This window comes from Bradyrhizobium ontarionense, from assembly GCF_021088345.1.
Lineage (GTDB): Bacteria > Pseudomonadota > Alphaproteobacteria > Rhizobiales > Xanthobacteraceae > Bradyrhizobium > Bradyrhizobium ontarionense.
In genome coordinates, this window is the sequence record NZ_CP088156.1 from 2313303 (window position 1) to 2331539 (window position 18237).

The following is an 18237-nucleotide window of genomic DNA, read 5'->3' on the forward strand; positions in this document are numbered from 1 at the left end:
GTCGCGTTCGCGTCGGCTTCAAGGCCGCGAACAGCTCACCCCTCCAGCAGCGCCGTGAACACGCGGCGCACCTCGCTCTGCGTCTCGCGCAGCCGCGCCTCCAGCGCCGAGAAGTCCGGTGCATCGCCGGCCCGCGCCATCACCCGCAGCAGGTCATCGCCGGCCAGATCCGGCTTGAACCTGTCGCTGACGCAGAGTCGGAGTATCTGCGTCAGATCGTGATAGAGCCGCGCCGCCTGGCGCAGGATGACGACCTCGGCGCGCGGCAGCACGCCGAGCCGCTCGGCATTGTCCAGCACCTGGAGCGAGCTGACGTCGAGGATCTCGGGCTTCGTCGCCGCGTGGATGAGCTGCAGATATTGCGCGACGAAGTCGATATCGACCATGCCGCCGGCGGCATGCTTCAGATCCCACAGATGGGCCTCGCCCTTCTCGGCTGCGATCGCGCGGCGCATGTCGGCGACGTCGCGTGCGATCGCGGACGTATCACGCGCCCGCCGCAGCGCCGCCTGGATGATCTCCTCGATGCGGGCCCGAAACGCGGGCGAGGCCGAGATCACCCGCGCCCGCGTCAGCGCCATGTGCTCCCAGGTCCAGGCCTCGTGCTCCTGATAATGGGCGAAGGACTCGATGTGCGAGGCGAGCGGGCCGGCGCGGCCCGACGGCCGCAGCCGCATGTCGATGTCGTAGAGCACGCCGTAATTGGTGCGTGAGGTGAAGGCCGAGATCAGCCGCTGCGTGAAGCGGGCGAAGTAGTGCGCCCCCTGCAGCGTGCGCTCGCCGTCGGAGTCGGGTTCATCGGCATCGAAATCATAGAGCAGGATCAGGTCGATGTCGGACGACGCGGTCATCTCGCGGGCCCCGAGCCGCCCCATCGCGACGATCGCCGTCTCCTGGCCCTTGATACGGCCATGCTGGGCGGCGAAGCGATCGGTGACGAGGCCGTGCACGGTGTGCACGATGCCCTCGGCGACGTCGGCGAAGGCGGTGCCGGCCTGCTGCGCCGATATCGTGCCGGACAGGATGCGCGTGCCGATCAGGAACAGGCTCTCCTGGCCGAACATGCGCAGGCGGTCAAGGAACTCCTCATAGGTGCCGGCGTCCCGCAGGGTCGAGGCCAGCCGCGCCGACAATTCGCGCTGGTCCGGGATGGCGCCGAAGAAGCGCGGATCGATCAGGCCATCCATCAGCCGCGGCTGCCGCGCCAGCATGTCGCCGAGCCGAGGCGCCGCTCCCAGCACCAGCGCAACCAGCGAGACCAGGTCGCGGTTCTGCCCGAGCAGCGTGATGAGGCGCCCGCCCCGCTGCAGCGCCTGCAGGAAGCGGTCGAACGCCACCACCGCGCGATCGGGCTCGTCGGCATGGGCGAGACCGTCGATCAGCACGGGAAGGAATTCGGCAAAGGCCGTGCGCGTCGTTTCGGCACGGAACACGCGATACTCGCCCGCGAGCCATTGCTGCAGGATCTTCGCGACCGTGACGGGATCGCGGAAACCGAGCGCTGCAAGATGTTCCATCAGGCGCGGCTCGTCGGGTCCGGCGCCGAAATTCACCGGCGGCAGGCTGACGGTACCGGTGGGATCGCCTTCGAACAGCCTGGCATAATGTCCCAGCACGATGTTGAGGTGGAACAGCAGATCGATCGCGAAGCATTCGCGGCTCTCATAGCCGAAAAAGCACGCGAACCGCCCCATCCCCTCAACGTCGTCCGGCAGGCTGTGGATCTGTTCGTCCGCCATCATTTGCAGCCGATGCTCGACGCGGCGCAGGAACTGATAGGCGACGCCGAGCTCGTCACGGGCCTGTTCCGTGATCCACTTGCTGGTGGTGAGCACGTCGAGCGCCTGCAGGGTCGGACGCACGCGCAGCTCCGGATGGCGGCCACCGGCGATCAGCTGCTGGGTCTGCGCGAAGAACTCGATCTCGCGGATGCCGCCGCGGCCGACCTTGACGTTGTGGCCCTCGACCGCGATCTCGCTGTGACCGCGATAGACCTGCATCTGCCGCTTCATGTCGTGCACGTCGGTCAGCGCCTGGAAATCCAGGTGCTTGCGCCAGACGAAGGGCGCCAGCTCGGCGAGCATCGCCTCGCCCGCGGCGATGTCGCCGGCGCACACCCGCGCCTTGATCATGGCGGCACGCTCCCAGGTGCGCCCGTCGCGCTCGTAGTAGTGCAGCGCCGCCTCCGTCGACATCGCCACCTGCGTCGAGGCCGGATCCGGCCGCAGCCGGAGATCGACCCGGAACACGTAGCCGTCAGCGGTACGCTGCTGCAGCAGCCGCGCCAGCGCCTGGGTGACGCGCACGAAGAACGGCTGCGGCTCGATGTCGGGAGCCAGCGTGCTGGTCTCGGGATCGAAGAACACGATCAGGTCGATGTCGCTGGAATAATTCAGCTCGCCGGCGCCCATCTTGCCCATCGCCAGCACGAACAGACCGCTGCCCAGCTCCGGCTGCTCGGCATCCTCGGGCGAGAGCCGGCCGCGCGCGGCCTCCTGGCGGAACAGATGGCGCAGCGCCATCTGCACCGACGCGGTCGCGACATCGGTCAGCGCCGCCGTCACCTGCATCACCGGCCAAACCCCGCCGATGTCGCACAGTGCGATCAGCAGCGCCGCCTCCGACTTGAGCCGACGCAGCAGGCTCATCACCTCGGCCTCGCTGGCGGCCGCGAACACCTCGCGGCCAGTGCGCGCGATCAGCTCGGCAAGATGCGCCTGCGGCTCGGAGCGCAGCAGCCGCTCCAGCCGCCTGGCATCGGCGCGGACGAGATCGAACAGATAGGGCGAGCACTCGGCGATCCCCAGCAGAATCGTGCGGGCCCAGCCCTCCGCCAGCAACGCCTTCAGGCCGGTGGCCTGCGGCGGCGCGAGCTCGGCGAGCCAGTCATCGAGACGTTGCTCTGCTGTCGCAGGCGCACGGACATGCGGGCCGGCAACAAAACGCGCGGCCAGACTGCTCTGCCCGTCCGCGTTTCCCGGCGCGGATGAGATCATGCCGCCTTCTGTGGCACATCCTGTGTTGGAGCCGCAAGCTTCGCGGACAGGCCCGCGCCCGCGGGCAGGACCAGGGTCGCGACCAGCCCGGGATGGGCGTCGCCCAGCCTCAGCTCGCCGCCATGCAGGGTCGCCACCGCCGCGGCGAGACTGAGGCCGAGCCCGGAACCCGGCAAGGTGCGGCTCGCCTCCAGCCGCACGAACCGCTCGACGGCGTGCTTGCGCTCGGCCTCGGGAATGCCCGGGCCATGATCGGTGACGCTGAGCAGCACCTGTCCGCCCTCCCGCCGCGCCTCGATCAGGATCTCCCGGCTGCTCGCAGCCAGATTGGAATCGAGCGGCAACGCGGCCGGCCTGCCGTACTTGATCGCGTTCTCGACGAGATTGGCGAGCGCCTGGCTGATCAGCTCGCGATTGCCATGCACTGGCGCTGCCGCAGACTTGACGCGCAAGGTCATCTCATTGTCCTCGGCGAGCGGCTCGTAGAGCTCATGGATGCCGCCAGCGACGTCGGCGGCATCGAATTCGACCATGTCGCCGCGCGCCTGTCCGGACTCCGCGCGCGCGATCATCAAGAGCGCATTGAAGGTGCGGATCAGGCCGTCGGATTCCTCGATCGTGCGCTCGAGCGCCGCGCGATATTCCTCCTCGGACCGCGACTTCGCCAGCGCCTCCTCGGCACGGTTGCGCAGCCGCGTCAGCGGCGTCTTCAGATCATGCGCGATGTTGTCGGAGACCTCCTTGAGGCCGGTCATCAGCGCCTCGATGCGCTCCAGCATCGCGTTGAGGTTTTCCGCGAGACGATCGAGCTCGTCGCCGCTGCGCCCGACCGGCAGCCGCCCCGTGAGGTCGCCGGCCATGATCCGCTGCGTCGTGCCGGTCATCGCATCGATCCGACGCAGCACGCGCCGTGCGACGAAGATGCCGCCGCCGATGCCGAGCACGATGACCACCAGAAGCGACCATTGCGCCGCCTTGGCGACGATGCCGAACAGCCGGCGCCGCTCCTCGAGGTCGCGCCCGATCAGCAGACGAAAGCCGCTCGACAGCTGCGTGACATAGACCAGCGCGCGATGGTTCTGATCACTGGTGTCATCGAGCCGGCGATAGAAGGTTTCCGACCAGCCGGACGAGCCCATCACGCCGGGCGCGAGCGAGCCGACATTGCCGGCGATCATCTGGCCCGTCGCGGTGGTGATGAGATACAGATTGGCGCCGGGTCGCAGCGCGCGACTCTCGATGGCGCCGACGGTCCAGCGCAGGCCGCCGCGGGTGTAGATGTCGGTCATCTCGCTGATCTCGGCGGTGACCGTGGTCGAGATCTGCTCGGTGATGAGGCGGCGCGTATTCCAGGCGAAATAGCCGAGCAGCGAAGCCGCGAACAGCGCGAACAACAGCAGATAGACCAGCGTCAGCCGGAACGCGGTGGTTCGGATCAGCTTACCGAAGGCCGTCACGGATCATGTACTTCTAAGCGGTTGATTTTGTAAGCGGATGATTTTGCTGGCGTCTTGCATGCCCTCAAATCTAGCCGTTTCTCCGGAGCGCCAGAAGTGACAAATCGTTCACGTGAGCGCAAACCCGCGCGTCGCAGCGCCCCGCAAAGACACGCCAAGATCGCAATTGAAGGCATTGAACCACCAAAGGACGGATTTGAAGCATTTTTGTTACAAAGATCGTGAAACGACGCCGTCGGGCACAAGCGGCTTTTACCATTTTACCGACAAGAAAAGCCTTCCACTGATCCGGGAACGTGGCCCTTGTCCACGAGTGAGCTCGGAGGACGCGGTCAGTACGAAGGCGCGTCACCGGCGGAGACGCGAACGACCTCGAGAGCGGTCGCCTATAGGGCAGCCGGCTTGGATGAACTCGACTTGCCGGTCATTGATCGCAGTGCCCGCGACATGGATTGACACCGAGTTTTTCGACGCAAACGAGGCGGGCCCTGCCCACTCAGCGCGTCGCGATCGCGCATACGGAAGAGCGCGCCGCAACCAATTCCGCCATCTGACGCAGCACGATGGAATCGACGCGTTGTCGCGATTGCCGATACCTAACGACGGCCCCTGGGCGAACACATTCGAGGTTGCTGGCCGCGAATGCCGTCACCATGAGGCCGACCATGCCGGCGACATTCGAACTCCAGGTGACGTTCGGCGTTTCCGAACCGCGAACTACAACGCCCTTGATCATCGCCGAAGGCCGACGAGGGCGGCTCCGTGGCCCATTCGAGATGAATCAGATGTTAGTTGGAAGGCAACAATTCGACCTAATCAGTGAAGGACGGCGTATCGGCCGGCGGGAGCGCCGCACACGCGCGCGCACATCGGGTCTCACGAAGCCATCTCACTCGAAACTCTTGATTCCACCTTAAGTTTGTATTCTATTACCATGCAATCGACGGGGAGGCAGTCGCCGTGCGAAGGGCTGGAACGAACACTGGACAGTTAGTCAAGGCTGGCGCCCATCGGCTAGAGCTAAACGATAGAGCCTGTTTCTGCTGATGGTTTCCGATCTGCGTTGAGTATTGGACGGGGCTTCACGGAATGGTCTGCAGATGCGACCCCGCCTTCCCCCGTTGAACGCGCTTCGCGCCTTCGAAGCAGCGGCTCGCAACCTCAGTGTCACGAAAGCAGCCGACGAGCTCTGCGTAACGCCGGCCGCAGTGACACAGCAGCTCAAGATTCTGGAAGACGCGCTTGGCCGTCGCTTGATCCGCCGCGTCGGCCGCGGCGTAGAGTTGACAGAAAACGGCCAGCAGCTCTTTCCCGTCCTTTGCCGAACCTTTTCGGATATTTCGTCAGCAGTCACCGGGCTGACGTCGCATAGCGCGACGAAACTCAGAACCAGCTTTCTGGCGACCGTCGCCCAGAGATGGCTGGCGCCGAGGTTGATCGGGTTTCGGCGACAATTCCCGGATATTGCCGTCGCCGTCTCAACGTCGTTCCGCCTGGTCGATTTTACGAGAGAGGATATCGATGTCGCCTTGCGGCTCGGCTACGGATCCTGGCCGGGGCTCCATTCGACGTTCGTGATGAACGAAGAACTGTTCCCGGTCTGCTCGCCCACCCTGCTGCGCGAAGCGACACTCCCTGCTGGATCAGACCTGCTTCGTTGCCATTCGCTGGTCCACACCATCGTTCGGCCGACGGACTGGCACGCTTGGCAGGTCGAGGCCGGACTCGAGGATTTCGATGCCACCTCAGGATTTCATTGTGAAAATTCTGCGCTCGCGCTCGAGATGGCCGAATACGGGTTGGGACTTGCGATCGGCCGAACGCCGCTGGTCATTTCCGCACTCGCATCAGGACGATTGGTGGCGCCATTTGCGGCGCGGATGTCAAATCCTATGTCCTACTATCTGGTCTGTCAGGACACCGCCGCACGACGCCCCGAGATTGCCCGATTTCGCGACTGGATCGTAAATGAAGGTATCGAAACGATGGAGGCGATCAAGAAGTACATCCGGCGATCCGATCCTTAGACCATCAGCGCGCTTCAAGCACTTGTTTTCAGGGCTGCGCAAGAAGAGCCGTGCCGTAGTCTGCCATCGCGCGATCCCAATTCACATCCATGTGTGCAGCCATGACCTGGAGATCGCACCAGTGGCGCTGCACCGGGTGCGTCTGTGCGATGACGGAGGTTCCAAGCTGGGACACCAGTTGTTGCACGGCGTTCACGCACAAGCGGGTCAGCCTGGCCCGATCCCGCTTGATCGCTGCATAGTCTCGATCGGAGAGATCGCGGCTGTAGCAACCCGCCTCATGCAGTCTTGATAGAATGCTGCGATACAAAAGTCGTGCGCATTCGATATCGGCGATGATCTCGCCGGCGCGCATGGCGAACGCCCATTGATTCCCATTCGGCTGCCGTCCATGGCGCTCTCGCATGATCGCAAGTCCCGCCGCGACCGCTCCCTCCGCACAGCCGAGCAGAGGGCCGACGATGACGCTGGTCAGATAGGGAATAAGAGAAACCGACTGCAAGTAGTGACCACCGCGTTCCGCCGAACGCCCCAGAACATTGTCCAGCGGCTGCGCCCAGCTTTCTGAAATCGAACGATCGCGGATAATGATGTCGCGCGAACCGGTCCCTGCCATTCCGATGGCCTGCCAATCATCGCCGATCTCGATGTCGATGGCTGGCAGCAGCGCCATAACCGTCCGGGCGTCGCGTCGGGACGGATGCAGGCATGGACCGGACACGACCACCCATGTCGCATAGTCCACGCCGGAGCCGAGTCGCCACCGACCATCGACCCGATATGCGCCACCGTCCAGGGATATTCCGCCGGCCGCCGTCGCCGATCCCGTCGCGACAAGTTGACGGGCCCCGCTCCGGAAGACCGCGTTCACGGCCTCTGCTGGAAATCGCGATACGATCTGAATGTGTCCTCCGACCAGGCCCACGATCCATGCTGTCGAAGGGCACGCGCGCGCCGCGAGCCTTGCCACTTCTGCTAGGACGGGCCAATCCAATTCGAGGCCGCCGAAACGCTTCGGCATCGCGAGCTGAAGCAATCCGGCGTCGAACAGCTCATCGACCGACTCGCGCGGCAGCTTCCCAAGCCTGCGGGCTTCCTCCGCACGTTTGCGCCATCGTGGGAGCAGCGCCTCGACTGTCGCATAGAGCGTCGCAAGCGACGGCTGGTCCGCTCCCCAATAGACCGTCCCGTCCAGCCTATCCATGCGCACGCTCCAGAACCTTTCGCAACATTGGCTGCTCGAAGACGAACTGATCTTCAATCAAGGGCGGGCCGAGAAGGCGGACGAACTCTTCGATGCGCTGCCCGTCGTTCGAGGCGACGAACTCGTAGAAATTCGTGCTATTCCACAACAGATAGCAGTGCGAGAAGTGTCGTCCAATCGAGCTCACGAGCTCGTCGAGGAGAACCTCCCCCTCATACATGCGCAGCAGCATCTGCTGCCGTTTCCACTCGATCTCTTCGAGCGTAAAATAATGCGCCTTGTGCTGCTCGTCCTTGACGCGTTCCCGTCGTTCGTACTCGAGGCGGTCGGTGTGATTGAGCTTTTCGAGAAAGAAGACCAGCCCATCGTCCCTGAGCATGCGACAGCCCTGCTCGATCTGGAAATCGCGGTCCTTGCCGTAAAACTGAAAGGCGGCGGTTTCGTAGATATAATCAAAGCCGCCGTGGAAATCCTCGTCGTCCACCAGCGTGCGAAGGACGTCCTGGTCGAGCTTCAGGAACGACATCGGAACGAATCTCGACAGGGCCGGATCGGCAAAGCGATCAAAGTGCTCCTCGTTCGCCTTGTTCGGAGAACAAGTCAGTGTCTTGACGGCGCCGCCGGAAAACGCGGCAAGCGTCCGCGCGTTGGAGCCATCGAAGGCATCGATCTCATAAAGCAGGCAGGGCCGACCGCTGCTTTCGGCCCGCGGTCTCGACAGACGGCTCAGCGCCACGCCCACGCGCGACATTTCCTCGAGGATGCCTGGAATGCTGGCGAGGAAATGCGAGAACAGTGGTCCTGCCTTCGGTACCAGCCGGTCGTGATACTCCAGCACGTCGGCATCCGCTATCCGGTTGCGGATCCGCGTCAGCACCGGCTGCCGCGGCACTTGTGCCGCTCCGGTCGCCAATTGCTCGAATTGCCGCGCCAATCGGATCATCGAAGATTGCTGAAGATAGGCGTCGACGTCGGTCGCAGGTCGATTGGTCATGCCCGAAGACCTCCACTGATGCTGGGCCGAGGATGAGGATGGGGATAGGGATCAGGACAATGCGCGGGTCGCGGTTTTTCCCGACGCGGTCCGCGGCAGCGCCGGTACGAACTCCACGAAGGCAGGCACCATGTGCCAATCGAGATGCATCGTGCAGTATTCGACCAGTTCCTGGCTCGTGATGGACGTCGCCTGCTCCGCCACGATCAATGCCTTGGGGAGATGTCCGACGGTTTCGTCGGCGACGGGGACTACGGCGGCTTCCGAAACCGCGGGGTGGGTTATGAGCAATTGCTCGATCTCTCGCGGATTGACCTTGAACCCGCTCCGCGCAAAGGCGTCGTCCTTCCTTGCGACGTAATAGAGATACCCCTGGCCATCGACGCGGAACAGGTCGCCCGTCAGGAACACCCGAGCTTCACCGGCCACCCCCTCAATCATTCGGTCGGAGGTCTCTTCCGGCATGTTCCAATATTTCTGCATCAGCAGATCGCCGGCAACACCGAGCTCGCCGACCTGCCCCGGCTCGGCCATGAGGGAGCGATCCTCGCCAAACAGATAGGTCCGCACGCCGGGAATGGCCCGGCCGACCGACTGCGGCCGTTGATCGATCTCGTCGGGCGGCAGAAACGAGACGCGCTTGCACTCCGTGAGCCCATAGTTGGAGAAGATCTGGACGCTCGGCCACGCCTCTCGCAAGCGGCGGATATGCTTCACCGGCAGGGCCTGGCCGCTCGTGGAGATGTAACGCAGCGATCTCGGCGCGCGCCTTCCCAGCGCGGTCGCCTTTAACAGGTGGAAGATGAAGGGAGGAAAAACCTGCAGCCCAGTCACGCCGTGTGCGTCGATCAGATCGATGATCTCATCGGGGTCATCCGGCAAAGCCCGCTCGACGAGCGCGGTCCCCCCGAACATGAGCGGCATCATCACATTATAGAAGCCGTAGTCGGAGCCCAAGGTCGAATAGCTCAGAACCACATCCTCGGATGTGTTCTTGAGATAGCCGGTCACCGATTTGAACGCAGCGATCATATTTTTGTGATTGACGGCGACGCCCTTCGGGCGCGACGTCGAGCCCGACGTATAGAAGATGACTGAAATATCCTCTTCCCGCACCTCCCGGCAAAACGAACAGTCGCGTTCTGGCACGGCGGCAGAAAAATCGTCTTCACAACCATAGATTGTGATGCCTGACTGGAGCTCCCGCAATTCGGCCGCCCGATCGGTGATCACCGCACAAGCACCGGAATCCTGAAGCTCGAACATCAGCTTTCGGAGCCCGAAGGTGTGATGAACTCCCACGAGAACCGCACCGGCCTTGAATATGCCGAGAACAACACCGAGCAAACGAACGGAAATCGCGCCATAGATCGCGACCCTGTCTCCAGCACGGATGCCGTCATCGACGAGGCGAGCGGCGACCTGATTGCCGATATCATCCAGCTCGCGATAGGTCGCGCGCGCGCCATCGATCTTCACTGCGATCTTCTCTGGATAGTCTCGAACACTGCGTTCAATATAGTGATGGAAAAGGCACACTCGGAAGCTCCCGCAACCTCTGGATGAGTTTTTATAACAAAGAGTCGCAGCTCATGGTAGGAGAATTCCGTTACACGTCGTGTTGTGCAAAATGACTGAGGAAACATGTTTGTACGCGATCTCGAAGAAGTCGAAAAAACAGGCAGGTTCGTCGAGTGGGGAAATGGCACGAGCCACCGGCTATTGACGGCAAGCGATGGAATGGGTTTCGCCGTATGCCACACCGTGGTTCGCGCCGGCACAGTATCAAGGCTGCAATACCGATCTCACCTGGAAGCATGCTATTGCATTGCGGGGGAAGGTGAAGTCGAGGACATGCAAGGCAATGTGTATCGGCTCCGCCCGGGCAGCATCTATGTTCTCAACGAACATGACGAACACTATCTGCGCGGCGGCCCGGCGCAGGATCTGGTGCTGGTAAGCGTGTTCAACCCGCCGCTCGCCGGCCACGAGCAGCACAATCTCGACGCAGACAGCGGATCGTCTTACTGAGGCGGTTCATCAGCTGGTTGGGGTTGCTCGTTGGAACTGAAGCATCAAGCCTTCTTCTACTCTCTCTTCCTCTCACGGCTCGCGGACCAGATCCTTCTGTTTCTGGTCCCGCTGGTCATTTTCCAGTTGACCGGCAGCGTCGCCTGGTCGGGAGCGGCATTCCTGCTCGAGACATTGCCGCGCTACTTGTCGTTTCCGATCTGCGGCGTGCTGTGCGATCGAAAATCACCTTTGGCGCTGTTGCATATTAGTCAGCAGTTTCGTGCCGTGGCCTGCTTCGCAGGCATGACCGCCTACGCGGGCTTCGGCGGAGTCGGCTGGCTGATCGGGATATCCGTCGCCTGCGGCGTTCTGACGACGCAGGGGCTGATGGCGCGCGAGGTTCTGCTGCCTCAAGTCTTTCATCGGCACAGGTTCGAGAAGGTCGCCTCCTACACCCAGATTGCCGATCAGCTCGGCATGGTGCTCGGGCCGCTGGTCGCCGCCGGCCTTCTCAAGCTATGGTCCTGGGAATACGTGGTGGTCTCGACGACCGCCCTGTTCATGGCGGCTGACGGCGCCATGATCATCTGGCAGCGATTCGTCCGGCCGGCATTGGCCGAACCGACGCCGGCGCCAAGCGGTTGGGCCCTGCCGATGAAAACCGCACTGCGGCACGTCATCGGACGACCGGGCCTGGTGGAGACCGTTCTTCTCGCAGCCGCCGTCAACCTCATCATTGGCGTGACCCTCGCAACGTCAGCGGCGATGGTGACCGGTGTCCACGGAGAAACAGACTCCTATTACGCCGTTCTTCAGGCCGCAGGCGCGATTGCGACCGTCGCCATCTTGTTCGCCACCGCGCATGCGCCCGCGTCCTTGCAGGTCTTGGGCGTCATCAGCTATGCGATGATCTTTGCCGGCGGCGCCGTCTCGGGACTGGCTTCCGACGCCCACGTCTACGCGCTCGGCTTCGTTCTCATTGTCGGTTTCGACAAGATGTTCAGTGTCTTCATTCGCAGCCTGCGCATGAAGATCATTCCCCGGGAAGATCTCGGCAAGACGACGGGCCTCATCATCATGCTGAACAACCTGTCCCAACCTCTCGCCGGCCTCCTGGTCAGCCTGTTCGCCGGCCTCTACGGCGCAGGCACGGTCATTGTCGCGCTGTCTCTCTTCATGGGCCTGCTCGGCCCGCTGGTCGCGGCGATCTGGCTTCGCCGGACCGCCCGAACGGTCAAGCTGGACCAACGATGATGTCCCCGCCGCGTCATCGACCTTGGCGGGGGCTCGGCGCCGACACCGCAGCTGCCGCCGTTGACGCCGGCGCGCGATTGCTGCCCGATTGCGCCAGATGCTCAACGAGCATCTTGGTCACGGTCGAGAGCCCGGCAGGATCGCGGGTCACGATCTTCAATTCCCGATAGGCCCAGTCATCTCTGAGCTGGACCGCCTTGATGCCCATGCCTGAAGCCAACACTTCGAACGCCCGATCCGGGATCAACCCGACACCCAGGCCACACTGCACCATCCGACAAATGGCATCAAAGCTCGGTACGTTGATCCGCAGATTGACCGCCTTTCCCGCCTCGGCGGCTGCCGCGCGCGAACGGGTGTAGATCGCGCTGTCGGCGTGGAAGCCGATGTGATCAAAATCCAGGCTTTCCACGAAATCGATCGATGCCCGATCAGCCAGCGGATGATCCTGCGGCACCGCCAGCGCAAGCCGGTCGCTGCGATAGGGACGCGCAAAGAGGTCACGGCTGTTGGTCGTGGACACACAGATCCCGACTTCCGCATACCCCTCCTCGACGGCCTTGACGACACCCGCACTCAGTCTTTCCTCAAGATGGATCTTGACCAGGCTGTGGGTCGCGAAGAAGGCCGGCAGCTCGTCGGGAAGGAATTCGACGATGGCCGACACGTTCGCGAGCATCCGGATGTGGCCCCTGATGCCCATGCGGTATTCGTCGAGCTCCGCCCCCATCTTCTCGACGCTCGTCAGCATCGATCGCGCGTGATGCAGCAGGGATTCCCCGGCGGGAGCCAGCATCATGCCCTTGGAGTGCCGGACAAAGAGGTCGGTTCCAAGCGCCTCTTCAAGCTCCGCCAGGCGCTTGCTCACCGCGCTCATGGCAATGTTTTCCCGCGACGCCGCGCGCGTCAGCGTCCCCTCCTCGCACACCGCGACGAAGAGCTGGAGCGACGTCAAATCGATACGCCGGATGAGATTGTTGATTTGCCGCATCAGTCCTTCAAGTCCCGTAGGCCATGAGCGATCCTCCCGACGACCTCCGCCGCCGCGCGGCCAGTGCGCGCCACGACCGCAAGTAAGCCCGACCCACCACGCGCCGGTCAAGGTCGAAAGAAGCCGTAAATCCCTCCAGGGCGTGAGTGATCTTCGAGGTCCCATGTCTCGCCGCAGCTGCCGGCAAGCCTTCGTCGAATGCGAATGGTGCCTTGCCTAAAAAGCGTTGGCGCTCTCCGGCAGGGCTCATCATCCTGCCACCACCTGGGAGTCAGTGAGACGGACGATGGCCGGAATCTCCGAAAGACATGACCTTGCAATCTCGCGGCCGCTCGGGCCTGCGCCGGAGACGCTCGGCCCCGGCATGTCAACGACGACCGTGTCCAGGACACACAATATTGTCGGTGTATCGCTGGCGGCTATCGGGGCGGTGGCGTTTTCCCTTCGCGCGATATTCGTCAAGCTCGCCTATGAGGACATGAGCGATCCCGTGACGCTGCTGGCCCTGAGAATGATCTTCTCACTGCCGTTCTTCGTCATTGCGCTCGCCGTGTATCGGGGGCCTTCCGGCGGCCGGAAGCTTCCGCCGATCACCGTGCACGACGCGATGGCGCTCGCCGCCCTGGGCTTCGTCGGCTACTATCTGTCAAGCTTCCTCGACATGATCGGGCTGCAATATGTCGCCGCCGGCGTCGGCCGGCTGATCCTGTTCGTGTACCCGACCATCGTGGTGGTGATCTCCTCGGTCGTCCTCAGGAAGCCGATTACCCGACGCGAGCTGATCGCGCTGGCGATCACGTATATCGGTGTCGCGCTGGTTCTTTCGGGACAGTTCGACAAGAGCAGTGAAAATTTCTGGCTCGGCGCACTGCTCGTCATGCTGAGCGCGGTGAGTTTCTCGGTCTATCTCGTTGGAAGCGGCGAGGTCGTGCCGAGGCTCGGTTCGATACGCTTCACGGCCTATGCCACGACCACGGCCAGCGTATATTGCATCGTCCAGTTCATGGCGCTCCGCCCGCTGAGCGCGCTCGTGCTGCCCACCCGGGTCTACCTGCTCGCCCTCTGCATGGCGCTGTTCAGCACCGTGATGCCCGTCTTCATGATGGCCGAGGCGCTGCGCCGGATCGGCGCAAGCCGCGTCGCGATGATCAGCGCCCTCGGTCCTGTGGCCACCGTCGTTTCAGGATATCTCGGGCTGGACGAGAGGATGTCGCCGCTTCAGTCGGCCGGCGGCCTGCTGGTCGTGATCGGCGTGCTCATCGTTGCCGCCCAGGCCCGCGCCATGGACAAGAAATAGCCGATCATCCGGCCCGGCCGCAGCACATGCTGCTCAGGGGATGAGAAGTGTCTTTCCGACCGTCTTGCGGCTGTGAAGATCACGGTGCGCCTGGGCCGCCTCCACCAAGGGAAGGGTCTGGCTGATCCTTGGCTTGATGGTTCCTCGCGAGACCGCAGCCATCAGCTCCGAAGCAGACGCCACGAGATCCTCGCGACGTGCGATGTACGTCCAAAGCGTCGGCCGCGTCAGGTATAACGAGCCCTTTTCGGCGAGAATTCGCGTCTCGAAGGGCCCGATCGCGCCGGAGGATTGGCCGAACGAGACCAGCAGCCCGAACGGCTGAAGGCAATCCAGCGAGCTCACGAAGGTATCGCGGCCAACCGAGTCGTAGACCACGCGCAGCTTTGCGCCCTTGGTGAGGTCGCAGACACGCTCGACCAGGTTCTCGCTCCGATACAGGATCGTATGAGTGCATCCGTTGGCGCGTGCGAACTCGGCCTTCTCTTCCGTGCCTACGGTTCCAATGACGGTCGCACCGAGGCTGGCCGCCCACTGGCAGAGAATGAGACCGACACCGCCGGCGGCAGCGTGCACCAGGATCGTGTCGCCGGGCTGCACGGAATAGGCGCGCCGAAGCAGATAGTGCGCGGTCATGCCCTGAAGCGCGATGGCGGCGGCTTGATGATCGGTGATGTCATCGGGCAGCTTCACCAGCCGCTCTGCGGGAACGTTGCGCAGTCGGGCGTAGGCGCCCAGGCTCGCAATCGCGTAGACGACACGATCTCCGGGCCGCAGACCGGCCACTCCTTCTCCGAGGCATTCGACGACCCCGGCGGCTTCGAAGCCGATGCCGCTGGGCAGCGGCGCCTTGTAGAGCCCGGTGCGGTAGTAGGTGTCGACATAGTTCAGGCCGATGGCGGTCTGCCGCAACCTCACCTGGCCCGGCCCTGGCGGATCGAGCCTCGACTGCTCGACAGAGAGCACCTCCGGTCCGCCGGTTTGACGAATAAGGACAACCTCGGTGTCCTCGGCGAGCGCGTCGGTGCGGCCCACAGCCTTCAATGGCATCGCGGTCATCGGTACTCCCCTGTCCCGTACTGCAAATTCGCGTCGCCGCCCGGCCACGGCTGCTGCGCCGACAGCCGCCGAAATCGTTCGCGCCAGCGGAGCAGCACGGCCGGATTGCGGATGTGCCGCGGATCCCGCCCCTGGATCACACACATGACGTTCTCAACCGCGGTCGGCGCGAGCGAGGCGAACAGCTCCCGCGTACAGCCGACCGTATGCTCGGTGAGGATGACATTCTCCAGGCCGCGAAGCGGATGATCTGCAGGGGGAGGCTCCGTCTCAAAGACGTCGATGGCCGCGCCGGCGATCCGTCCGGCAGAAAGCGCCTGCGCCAGCGCCGCCTCGTCGACGATGCCACCGCGCGAGGTGTTGATGACGCAGGCCTCGCGCTTCATCCGCGCGAACTCCGCGGGTCCGAGCAGCCCGCGCGTCTCGGCGGTCAACGGCAAGTGAACGCTGACGACGTCGCTGCGCGCCAGCAATTCGTCAAGCTCCACGAAGCGCACGCCGGCGACCGGCGTATCATCCGGATGTCGGTCATAGGCCAGAATCTCGGTGCCCCAGCCGTGCAGACGTCGCGTGACGGAGCGCGCGATGCGACCGAACCCGATCAGCCCGATGGTCCTGCCGGACACCATGCGCGCCGAAAGTTCATCCGCCCGCGCACGGGCGGACCGCAACGCGAACTGGCGCTGCTTGCGCGGCAGGTCCAGCAGGAGAGCCGCAATGAGCATCACGGTCGCTTCCGCCAGGCTTTCCACGTTTTCGGCCGTCGCGCCGTTTGCGACGATGATGCCGCGGTCGGTCGCCGCCGGCAGATCGATCGAATCCGTGCCTATCGAGGCGAAGACGACACCGTGTAGCCGCGGCGCGACCTCGAGCGTCGCCGCATCGATGATGGTCCGCGAGCTGATCAGGAGCACAGATGCCGCCTCGAAGTATCGTCGGGCGGTCGGAAGCTGGTAGCGCGTGCGGTGTGGCGGCGGTTCGCTGTGTCCGCGGATAACATTGCAACCTGCCGCTCCCAAGGCTGCGGCGGCGTGGTCCAAGGTGTCACCGAGAACCCGGTCGCTCCCGACGAACACCGTGACGCCAGCTACTCGGGCTTGCGCCGGCTCAGACAACACGACGGACACGCGATTCGTCTCCACGAATGGCAAAATCGACGGCAGCACCGACAAATGCCTCCAGCGCCTCCTCGCTCATCCATGCCATGTGCGGCGAGAGCAGGACGTTGTCGGTCTGGAGCCAGGGCGATCCCGGTCCGATCGGCTCATCATCAAAAACGTCGAGTGCCGCACCGGCGATCCGACGCGCGCTCAACGCCTGCCGCAATGCTTCCCCATCCACGAGACCCGCGCGGGCGGTGTTGATCAGAAACGCCGTGGGTCGCATCAGATCGATCAATCGCGCATCGAACAAGCCTTTCGTCGTCGGGCTCAGTCTCATATGCAGACTGATCACGTCACTGCCGGCTGCGAGTTCGTCCAGCTCCGTTCGCCGGACACCGAGTTCGGCGGCTCGCACATCCGTCAGCGACGGGCTCCAGGCGAGAACCCGCGCGGAGAACGCCTTACACAGGTCCGCGACACGGCCTCCGACGCGGCCCAGTCCGACGATACCGACCGTCTTGCCGAACAGCCCCCGGCCGAAGGTCGCATGCCATCGTCCGGACCTCAGCTCCAGACACCCATCCGTCATCCGCCTGCCAAGGGCGAGCGCCAGCGCGATCGTGTATTCGGCAACCGAGGCCGACGCCAGTCCGGGGGTCTCGTAGACCGCCATGTTCCTGCGTCTGGCGGCTTCGAGATCGACGCTCGCGCCGATCGGGCCCGCCACAATGATCCGCTTGGCCGACGACGCCTCGAGCACCCCGGCAGACAGCGGGCGCGCCGAGAAGAACTGGAGCACCGTTGTCACGTCGCCGATCCGCCGCGCCAGCGCATCGGCGTCCTCCGGACGGTCGTGATGGATGAACACGCCGGCCTGCCCCTGCAGGTGTCGCCGAAAGGCGGCTTCAATGACTGGGTTGCCGCCGCAATCCGGAACGGTGATGTCGACGCGACGATCGTGCAGAAGCGACCCGGATACGGCAAGACGTCGTCCGTCGGTCATCTCTGCAACTCCTCGACTGGAATCGCGCACGCCGCAAGCCAGTCCCAATAGCTCTCTTGTTGCCGGCTGAACTCGATATAGTGATGCGTGGTTGCGAAGACCGTTTCGCGATAGGGCCCGACCAGCCGGCCGAGCCACCGGCGGGCAACGGCGAGATCGATGATCGGATCGCGCTCCGGCGCGGCGAGGAAGGTCGGCACTCTCAGCGTCGCTGCAGTCTCCGCGTATGCGTCTTCAAGATGGACCAGCGTCGACCGCGTGCTGTCAGTAACCTCGCGAAGCATCAGGGCATCCGCCAACATGAAGCGCAGATAGACCTCCTCCTCCGTGTAGTCCTCGTCCTTGAGCGTGACCGCGGATCGGCTAAGACCTCTGCACGCGCGGAACCGGCCGAGCTTGTCCGGATCATGGCGAGCCCGCTGCTGCCCCAGCGCGGGCGCGCAGAAAATCAATGCCTCCGCGCGCAACCGCCCACTGGTGCATAATCCTGCGAGAATGCTGCCGCCCAGGCTCTGGCCCAGCACCGCCAGCGGCGCATCCGGCATCACCTCCCGCGCGGCCTTTATGCCCATCAGATAGTCCGACAGCAGAAGCTCGAGCGTGGCGACGTGACCACGCTCGCCGCCACTCCGGCCCGATCCGCGGCGGTCCAGCGCGACAACTGCCACGTCCCTGGCCGCCAGTTGCGGCCCCGTCTCGAACAACCATCCGGCATGACTCTGGATGCCGTGGATGTAGAACAGGGCAGCTCTCGGCTTGGCAGGCGCCCAGCAATGAAGCGCGAGCTCGGTGCCATCGACCGCCCGTATCCACTTGATCGCCGCCCGCTCCATCTCAGG

The 18237-nt window shown here is 63.8% G+C and carries 15 protein-coding genes; 4 read left to right on the forward strand and 11 right to left on the reverse strand.

Annotation, left to right across the window (positions count from 1 at the left end; translation table 11 throughout):
* Positions 1-35: 35 nt before the first annotated feature.
* From LQG66_RS10580 to LQG66_RS10590, 3 genes are all read right to left on the reverse strand, one after another.
* On the reverse strand, positions 36-2996 hold the full coding sequence (locus LQG66_RS10580) for a bifunctional [glutamine synthetase] adenylyltransferase/[glutamine synthetase]-adenylyl-L-tyrosine phosphorylase (protein WP_231326166.1): 2961 nt from the start codon (positions 2994-2996) through the stop codon (positions 36-38).
* On the reverse strand, positions 2993-4453 hold the full coding sequence (locus LQG66_RS10585; RefSeq protein WP_231326167.1) for an ATP-binding protein: 1461 nt from the start codon (positions 4451-4453) through the stop codon (positions 2993-2995). Before LQG66_RS10585 ends, LQG66_RS10580 begins: the two co-directional genes overlap by 4 nt.
* 496 nt (positions 4454-4949) lie before the next feature.
* Positions 4950-5189: a hypothetical protein gene (locus LQG66_RS10590; protein WP_231326168.1), complete on the reverse strand. Its 240-nt coding sequence runs from the start codon at positions 5187-5189 to the stop codon at positions 4950-4952.
* 364 nt (positions 5190-5553) lie between these two features.
* Between LQG66_RS10590 and gcvA the strand changes: the two genes are divergently transcribed.
* Positions 5554-6480, forward strand: a complete 927-nt coding sequence (gene gcvA, locus LQG66_RS10595) for a transcriptional regulator GcvA (protein ID WP_256460611.1) — start codon at positions 5554-5556, stop codon at positions 6478-6480.
* A gap of 28 nt (positions 6481-6508) precedes the next feature.
* Here the strand turns inward: gcvA and LQG66_RS10600 are convergent, their stop codons facing one another.
* Genes LQG66_RS10600 through LQG66_RS10610 form a run of 3 tightly spaced genes read right to left on the reverse strand, consistent with a single transcriptional unit; the run spans position 6509 to position 10217 of the window.
* Positions 6509-7684 carry an acyl-CoA dehydrogenase family protein gene (locus LQG66_RS10600; protein WP_231326170.1) on the reverse strand — a complete coding sequence of 392 codons (1176 nt, stop codon included), beginning with the start codon at positions 7682-7684 and terminating at the stop codon, positions 6509-6511.
* Complete coding sequence (locus LQG66_RS10605) at positions 7677-8678, reverse strand: hypothetical protein (protein ID WP_231326171.1); 1002 nt, start codon at positions 8676-8678, stop codon at positions 7677-7679. The genes LQG66_RS10600 and LQG66_RS10605 overlap by 8 nt, the downstream gene beginning before the upstream one ends.
* Before the next feature lie 51 nt (positions 8679-8729).
* Entirely contained in the window at positions 8730-10217 is a 1488-nt protein-coding gene (locus LQG66_RS10610) for a class I adenylate-forming enzyme family protein (RefSeq protein WP_256460612.1), read from the reverse strand.
* Between the two features lie 105 nt (positions 10218-10322).
* Here LQG66_RS10610 and LQG66_RS10615 point away from each other — a divergent pair, with 105 nt between their 5' ends.
* On the forward strand, positions 10323-10709 hold the full coding sequence (locus LQG66_RS10615; protein ID WP_231326173.1) for an ectoine synthase: 387 nt from the start codon (positions 10323-10325) through the stop codon (positions 10707-10709).
* Between the two features lie 30 nt (positions 10710-10739).
* Positions 10740-11945, forward strand: a complete 1206-nt coding sequence (locus LQG66_RS10620) for an MFS transporter (protein WP_231326174.1) — start codon at positions 10740-10742, stop codon at positions 11943-11945.
* Between the two features lie 13 nt (positions 11946-11958).
* Here the strand turns inward: LQG66_RS10620 and LQG66_RS10625 are convergent, their stop codons facing one another.
* The gene (locus LQG66_RS10625; RefSeq protein WP_231326175.1) at positions 11959-12936 is read right to left on the reverse strand and encodes a LysR family transcriptional regulator; all 978 of its coding nucleotides are present in this window, start codon (positions 12934-12936) and stop codon (positions 11959-11961) included.
* Between the two features lie 364 nt (positions 12937-13300).
* Between LQG66_RS10625 and LQG66_RS10630 the strand changes: the two genes are divergently transcribed.
* Positions 13301-14233: a DMT family transporter gene (locus tag LQG66_RS10630; protein ID WP_231326176.1), complete on the forward strand. Its 933-nt coding sequence runs from the start codon at positions 13301-13303 to the stop codon at positions 14231-14233.
* A gap of 33 nt (positions 14234-14266) precedes the next feature.
* Here LQG66_RS10630 and LQG66_RS10635 read toward each other — a convergent pair whose 3' ends face one another.
* Genes LQG66_RS10635 through LQG66_RS10650 form a run of 4 tightly spaced genes read right to left on the reverse strand, consistent with a single transcriptional unit; the run spans position 14267 to position 18231 of the window.
* Positions 14267-15283 carry a quinone oxidoreductase family protein gene (locus LQG66_RS10635; protein WP_231327740.1) on the reverse strand — a complete coding sequence of 339 codons (1017 nt, stop codon included), beginning with the start codon at positions 15281-15283 and terminating at the stop codon, positions 14267-14269.
* A gap of 5 nt (positions 15284-15288) precedes the next feature.
* Positions 15289-16458, reverse strand: coding sequence for a 2-hydroxyacid dehydrogenase (locus LQG66_RS10640; RefSeq protein ID WP_231327741.1), 1170 nt, complete (start codon positions 16456-16458; stop codon positions 15289-15291).
* The gene (locus LQG66_RS10645; protein ID WP_231326177.1) at positions 16400-17398 is read right to left on the reverse strand and encodes an NAD(P)-dependent oxidoreductase; all 999 of its coding nucleotides are present in this window, start codon (positions 17396-17398) and stop codon (positions 16400-16402) included. Before LQG66_RS10645 ends, LQG66_RS10640 begins: the two co-directional genes overlap by 59 nt.
* The gene (locus LQG66_RS10650; protein ID WP_231326178.1) at positions 17395-18231 is read right to left on the reverse strand and encodes an alpha/beta hydrolase; all 837 of its coding nucleotides are present in this window, start codon (positions 18229-18231) and stop codon (positions 17395-17397) included. The genes LQG66_RS10645 and LQG66_RS10650 overlap by 4 nt, the downstream gene beginning before the upstream one ends.
* Positions 18232-18237 lie beyond the last annotated feature (6 nt).